Annotated in this window: 5 protein-coding genes; 2 read left to right on the top strand and 3 right to left on the bottom strand. The window is 70.1% G+C overall.

Features of this window, described 5'->3' with window-relative positions; all coding sequences use genetic code 11:
* Positions 1–164: 164 nt before the first annotated feature.
* Positions 165–692 (bottom strand): GNAT family N-acetyltransferase, encoded by a 528-nt coding sequence (locus AC5L38_RS25520; RefSeq protein WP_495245339.1) that lies wholly within the window; start codon positions 690–692, stop codon positions 165–167.
* Positions 693–886: 194 nt separating this feature from the next.
* Between AC5L38_RS25520 and AC5L38_RS25515 the strand changes: the two genes are divergently transcribed.
* On the top strand, positions 887–3,211 hold the full coding sequence (locus AC5L38_RS25515) for a DEAD/DEAH box helicase (RefSeq protein ID WP_495245338.1): 2,325 nt from the start codon (positions 887–889) through the stop codon (positions 3,209–3,211).
* Between the two features lie 316 nt (positions 3,212–3,527).
* Here the strand turns inward: AC5L38_RS25515 and AC5L38_RS25510 are convergent, their stop codons facing one another.
* Positions 3,528–4,349, bottom strand: a complete 822-nt coding sequence (locus tag AC5L38_RS25510; protein ID WP_495245337.1) for an alpha/beta fold hydrolase — start codon at positions 4,347–4,349, stop codon at positions 3,528–3,530.
* A 341-nt stretch (positions 4,350–4,690) separates the two neighbouring features.
* On the opposite strand from AC5L38_RS25510, the gene secY reads away from it, so the two are divergent.
* A complete protein-coding gene (secY, locus tag AC5L38_RS25505; RefSeq protein WP_495245344.1) occupies positions 4,691–6,007 on the top strand; it encodes a preprotein translocase subunit SecY in 1,317 nt (438 codons plus the stop codon).
* On the opposite strand, the gene AC5L38_RS25500 is transcribed toward secY, so the two are convergent.
* Positions 5,982–6,647, bottom strand: coding sequence for a response regulator (locus tag AC5L38_RS25500; protein WP_495245336.1), 666 nt, complete (start codon positions 6,645–6,647; stop codon positions 5,982–5,984). The genes secY and AC5L38_RS25500 overlap by 26 nt on opposite strands.
* Between the last annotated feature and the right edge of the window lie 25 nt (positions 6,648–6,672).

The raw sequence follows: 6,672 nt of genomic DNA, 5'->3' as shown, positions 1-6,672 counted from the left end.
GGTGGAGGGTGTTGCCGTTCGGACACCACGAACACTAGAAACCGGCAACACTTCCATCTGCGCAGGAATGCACACTCGCGGTCGAAGGTGCACTATTACGGATTCGCACCTTTGGGCGGGAGCGACTCACCGTACGGCCACGAGAGGCGCCCGCGCGGGCCGTCTCATGTCTCCGCGGTGAGGTCCGCGCGCCAGTCGTTGCACCGTATGGCGTTTCCCGGCGGGTACTCGAAGTCGCACTCGGCGACGAACTCGAACCCGGCCTTCCGGCAGATCGCGTTCGACGCGGGATGGTCGACGGAGGGGTACGCGTGGACGTACCGGTGCCTGCCCTCGGCCCTGGCCTCGGCGAGGACGGCCAGGGCCGCCGCGACCGCGATGCCCCTGCCCTGGAACTCCGGCAGGACGCTCCAGCCGGTCTCGTACACGGTCTCGTCGCCCCAGACGCGCTCCCAGTATCCGATGCTGCCGACCTGTCGGAGCTCGGGGAGCAGGACGACGCTGAACATGCGGCCGGTCTCCTTGCCCGCGATGTCGACGTACCTCCTGTGCCGGTCGCGGAGCTTCTCCTCGGTCTCCGGGCCTCCCAGGTGCTCGGTCATCTCCGGGGCGTTGATGCGACGCAGCAGGTCGAAGTCGGTCTCCGCCCACGGGTCGAGTCGCACCAGCGGTGCGTTCGCTTGATCCGGCATCTCTCTCACTTCACCTTCTCGGCCACTCGCGTTCAGAAGCACGCGGATTCTGCCAGGAGGCACCGACAAGTGGACCGGCAGGACCGTTCATCAGGTTCTCCCCGGAACCCATGAACGGCTCTTTCCGGGGCAAAGGGCTGTGATGCCGTGTCCGGCCTGGCCGGTCGTTGACAACGACCGGGCGGTTGGCGACGGTGAACTACCGCGATCGGGCCGTGGACGGGAGGGACGAGAGCTTGGGCGACGTCGAGCGAGAAGACCCGGCATCCACCCCCAGGCAGGTCAGGGCCCTCTTCCTGAGGACCGGTCGCCTCCTGTCCCACGCGCGTACGCTGCTCGCCGATGACGCGCGGGCGCGCGCCGACGTCCGGCGGGCGCTGTCCTCGATACGCACGCGCCTGGCGCGCGAGGAGCTGGCGTCGATCCCCCTGACGCGCCTGAAGGACGTCACCGTGGGACGGCTGCGGCTCAAGGCCCTCGAACAGGCCGGTCACCAGACGGTCCTCGACATCCTGGACAGCACTCCGTACGCGCTCCAGCTGCTCCCCGGCGTCGGGGTGTGGAACGCGAAGCAGGCGCACGCCGCCGCCGGACAGATCGCCAGGGCGGTGGAGGAGACGGTGGCGCTGCGGATCGACGTCGACCGGCAGGACGACGAGACCACCGCCCTGCTGGTCGCGCTGCACCGGCTGGTGAACGCCGGTCCCGACCTGCCGCGCGCGAGCGGTGCCGCGCGGAGGATCGAGAAGAGACTGGCCTCGCTCCTGCCCGCCGCGCAACCGGCGCGCGGGTGGCTGCGGATGCTGCTCGCGGGCCAGAGAGGCCGCCGCCGCGCGCAGGAGGCCGTCGCGCGGATCGAGGAAGTGATCGCGGAGGCGAACGCGTCCGACACGGCGCTGCTCTTCAACCAGGCCTCCGTGGACCTGCTGCGCCCGCCGGTGTCCGGCATCGAGGCGTGGGTCGACTTCGAGTTGCGCGCGTCCGAGTACTACAACCTGCTCGCCGAGATCGCGGCCACGGAACCCGACCGTGTCGCCTCCGAGGGCTTCCTGCCCGACGACATCTCCGCGCGGGTCAAGGCCCAGGACCTCGACGACGCCCACCGCAGGGTCTCCCTGCGCGGTTACCAGTCGTTCGGAGCCCGCTTCGCCCTCGCCCAGCGCAGGGTGATCCTGGGGGACGAGATGGGCCTGGGCAAGACCATCGAGGCCATCGCCGCCCTCGCCCACCTCTGGGCGCGGGGCGAGCGGCACTTCCTGGTGGCCTGCCCGGCCAGCGTCCTGATCAACTGGGTACGCGAGATCGAGTCCCGCAGCACGCTGCCTGCCTACTCCCTGCGCGGCGGCGACCGGCCCGCGGCCCTGGCGGAGTGGATCCGCACCGGCGGCGTCGCCGTGACCACCATCGACACCCTGCACCGGCTGGAGATCCCCGGCGACGTCACGCTCGGGATGTTCGTGGTCGACGAGGCGCACTACGTCAAGAACCCGGCCGCCCGGCGTTCCCAGGCCGTCGCCCGCTGGTGCGCCCGCACCGACCGGGTGCTCTTCATGACCGGGACCCCGATGGAGAACCGCGTGGAGGAGTTCCGCAACCTGATCGGCTACCTCAGGCCCGATCTGCTCCCGGACATCCGGAACGGCGACGCGGCGGCGCTGGCGACGGTGGCGGGGACCGGGGCGGCGAGAGGGCAGTCCTTCCGCAGGGCCGTCGCGCCGGTCTACCTGCGCCGCAACCAGGAGGACGTGCTCACCGAGCTGCCCGACCTCGTCCACGTGGACGAGTGGGAGGAGTTCAGCCCGGCGGACCTCGCCGCCTACCGCAAGGCCGTGGCCGCAGGGAACTTCATGGCGATGCGCCGCGCCGCCTACGCCGTGCCGGAGACGTCGGCCAAGCTCCAGCGGCTGCTGGAACTCGTCGACGAGGCGGCGGGCAACGACCTCAAGGTCGTGGTCTTCTCCTACTTCCGCGACGTCATGACCGCCGTCCACGAGGCTCTCGCCGGCTCCGGCGCTCCAGGGTCCCCCGGTGCCTCCGGGGCCTCCGGGGCCCCCGCTGCCCTCGGTGACCCGGGCGGCCGGGTCCACGGGCCGATCTCGGGCGACCTCGGCACCGCCCGCCGCCAGCAGGTCGTCGACGAGTTCACGGCGGCCCCCGGACACGCCGTGCTGCTCAGCCAGATCCAGGCCGGCGGCATCGGCGTCAACCTGCAGGCCGCCTCCGTGGTGATCATTTGCGAGCCCCAGGTCAAGCCGACCATGGAGAGCCAGGCCGTGGCCCGCGCCCACCGCATGGGACAGGTCCGCAAGGTCCAGGTGCACCGCATCCTGACGGCCGACAGCGTCGACCAGCGCATGCTCGACATCCTTCGCGGCAAGTCCGGGCTCTTCGACACCTACGCCCGCCGCAGCGACCTGGCCGAGTCCACACCCGACGCGATCGACATCTCCGAGCAGGCCCTGGCCCGCCAGATCGTCGAGGAGGAACAGCGACGCCTCGCGACGTCCCGGTCGTCGTAGCCGTCACGGTCGTCGTAGCCTTCCCTGCCTTCCCTGCCTTCGCGCGTGCCTGCGGGAAGCGCGACCCCTGCTGGACACCGGAATGCGAACGAACGTTCCTCGCGTATGAAATGAGAATCGTGCGGCGCGAAATAAGAATCGTGCGCTCCCGAACGATTCACCGTCTCGAACGTTCGCGATCGCGGTGAGGCGGATGTCGCTCTCCGATCCCGTTCAGGACGGCGGCCGCGACCAGGACGTCGAACCGTCGCGGGCGCCGACGAAGGCCGGCGGACCGGCTGACCGGCGCCGAAACGTCTCAGGACTCTCAGGACTCTCAGGAGTTGATGAAGGCCAGCAGGTCGGCGTCGAACTCGTCCCTGTAGGCGCCGACCAGGCCGTGCGGCCTGCCCGGATAGACCTTCAGGGTGGCGTCCCCGACCAGTTCGGCCGACTTCAGGCCCGCGGCGGCGATGGGCACGATCTGGTCGGCGTCGCCGTGCGCGATGAGGGTCGGGACGTCGAAGCGCCGGAGGTCCTCGGTGAAGTCGGTCTCGGAGAACGCCTTGACGCAGTCGTACGCCCCCTTGAGGCCCACCTGCATGCTCCACAGCCAGAAGGCGTTCCTCGCCCCCTCCGACACCTCCGCGCCGGGCCGGTTGAAACCGTAGAAGGGCATGCTGAGGTCCTTGTAGAACTGCGAGCGGTCGCCCTTGACCCCCGCGCGGATCTCGTCGAACACCTCGATCGGCAGGCCCTCGGGATTGGCGTCGGTCCTCAGCATGAGCGGCGGGACCGCGCCCAGCAGGACGGCCTTGGCGACGCGGGAGGTGCCGTGCCGGCCGATGTAGCGGGTCACCTCGCCGCCGCCGGTGGAGTGGCCGACCAGGATCACCTCGCGCAGGTCGAGGGTCTCGATCAGCCGTGCCAGGTCGTCGGCGTAGGTGTCCATGTCGTTGCCGTCCCAGGGCTGGCCGGAACGGCCGTGCCCCCGGCGGTCGTGCGCGACGGCCCGGAAGCCGTTGTCCGCGACCAGCTTCATCTGGTCGTCCCAGACGTCGGCGTTGAGCGGCCAGCCGTGGCTGAAGACGACCGGCTGCCCGCCGCCCCAGTCCTTGTAGAAGATCTGGGTACCGTCGGCGGTGGTGACGAAGGCCATGGTCGGTTCCTCAAGGTGGGTGCTGGCTGGACACACCTCGACGTTAGGTCAGCGGGTGGTGCCCGCCACCGATCGGATCACCACGTCGCGCGAACTTCGTGCCGCATTGACGAAACCATGGGTCCATGGGGGGATTCGGTGATTCCCGCGGACTTCGAACGCGTCGCGCGGGGCCGGACGCGAGGTGACACCCGGCGTCGCCGCCGCACCGAACGGACGCGAGGGACGCCGAGGCCGGGAAGGCACCCCGGCCGGGACGTACGCGGATTCGCGTACGGCGAAGCCTCGGATGAGCGGATGCCGCGCCACGCCCGCGCGCCCAGACTCTGCGCATGCCCACTGTGCCCAGCATGCTCATCCGTGCCTTCCGCATGCCCGACCTCCGCGGGAAACTGCTCTTCACGCTGGCGATGATCACGCTGTTCAGGTTCGGGCAGATACTGCCCGCGCCCGGCGTGAACGTGGTCGCGGTGCGGGAGTGCCTGAGCGCGGGAACCCGTGGCGGGCTCGTCGACATGCTGCAGCTGTTCAGCGGCGGGGCGATGCTGAAACTGTCGGTGTTCGCCCTCGGGATCATGCCGTACATCACCGCCGGGATCGTGGTCCAGCTGCTCACCGTGATGATCCCGCGCCTGGAGGCGCTCAGGAAGGAGGGGCGGCAGGGGCAGGCGAAGATCACCCAGTACACGAGATACCTGACGGTGGCGCTGGCCGTGCTCAACGCCGCCGCCGTCGTGGCGATGGCCCGCGCGGGCCGGATCTTCCCCAACTGCGACCGGCAGGTGCTGTACGACCGGGGCCCCATGACGATCGCGGTGATCGTGGTCACCCTGGTGGCCGGGACGTGCGTGGTCATGTGGCTGGGCGAGCTGATCACCGACCGGGGGATCGGGAACGGCATGTCCATCCTGATCTTCACGCAGGTGATCGCCGTGTTCCCGTCCTACATGTCGAACATCTTCCTGCTCAACCCGTTCGCCCTGGCGACGATGCTGGTCGCGGGCGTCTTCCTGGTGGCGGCGGTGGTGTTCGTCGAGCAGGCGCAGCGCCGGATCCCGGTGCAGTACGCCAAGCGGACGGTCGGGCGCAGGATGTACGGCGGAACCTCGACCTACCTCCCGCTGAAGGTCAACCAGGCCGGGATCGTCCCCGTCATCTTCACCTCGTCCCTGCTCTTCCTGCCCCAGCTGGCGATGCAGCTGACGGGCGGCACCGGGCCGGTGTCCGCGTGGATCGCGCGCTACCTCGTCTCGGGCGACCATCCCGTCTACATCACGGCGTACCTCCTGCTGATCGTGTCCTTCACCTACTTCTACGTGTCGATCACCTTCGACCCGGAGGAGGTGGCCGACAACATGCGGCGGTTCAACGGGTTCGTCCCCGGCATCCGGCCGGGACGGCCCACGGCGGAGTATCTGCGGTTCGTTCTCTCGCGGCTGACGGCACCGGGGGCGGCCTACCTCGCCACCCTGTCGCTGATCCCGATCATCGCGTTCATGCTGCTGCGCGACCCGGGGACCCAGCAGAACTTCCCGTTCGGCGGGACGAGCGTCCTCATCATGGTCGGGGTGGGACTGGACACGGTGAAGCAGATCGAGGCGCAGCTGGGCCAGCGCGGCTACCGGGGCTTCCTCAGGGGATCGTCACCCCGGACCTGAGCGCGAAGACGACCAGCTGGGCCCGGTCGCGGGCGCGCAGTTTCACCATGGCGCGGCTGACGTGCGTACGGACCGTGTCGGGGCTGATGACCAGCTCCGCGGCGATCTCGTCGTTCGACCGGCCGGTGGCCACCCAGGCGACCATCTCCCGCTCCCTGGGGGTGAGGGTTTCGAGGCCCTCCACCGGGGTGACGTCGTGGCGGCCGAACAGCCCGATCACCTTCCTGGTGACGGACGGGGAGAGCAGCGCCTCCCCCGAGGCGACGACCCTGACCGCGCGGGTGAGCTCCTCGGGGGCGCTGTCCTTGAGGACGAACCCGCTGGCCCCGGCCTGGAGGGCGGCGAAGACGTACCGGTCGACCTCGAAGGTGGTGACGACGACCACCCGGGTGGTGTTGAGCGCGGGATCGGCGGCGATGGCCCGCAGCGTGTCGATGCCGTCCATGCCGGGCATCCGGATGTCGAGCAGCAGGACGTCGGGACGGGTCTCGCGCAGCAGCCGCAGCGCCGCGGCGCCGTCGGCGGCCTCACCGGCGAACTCCAGGTCGGGCTCGCGGTCGATGAGCGCCCGCAGCCCCATGCGCACGACGGCCTGGTCGTCGGCGAGCGCCACGCGGATCGGCCCCGCCGGAGACGTCACGCGCTCCCGCCGGGGAGAACGGGCC

It is taken from the genome of Streptosporangium nanhuense, assembly GCF_059358815.1.
Note: the sequence above shows the minus strand (reverse complement) of the source record. Positions and strands in the feature narration are given on the sequence as shown.

Coding starts and splice junctions, on each gene's coding strand:
- AC5L38_RS25520 (WP_495245339.1), bottom strand. CDS start 692: ATGCCGGATCAAGCGAACGCACCGCTGGTGCGACTCGACCCGTGGGCG.
- AC5L38_RS25510 (WP_495245337.1), bottom strand. CDS start 4,349: ATGGCCTTCGTCACCACCGCCGACGGTACCCAGATCTTCTACAAGGAC.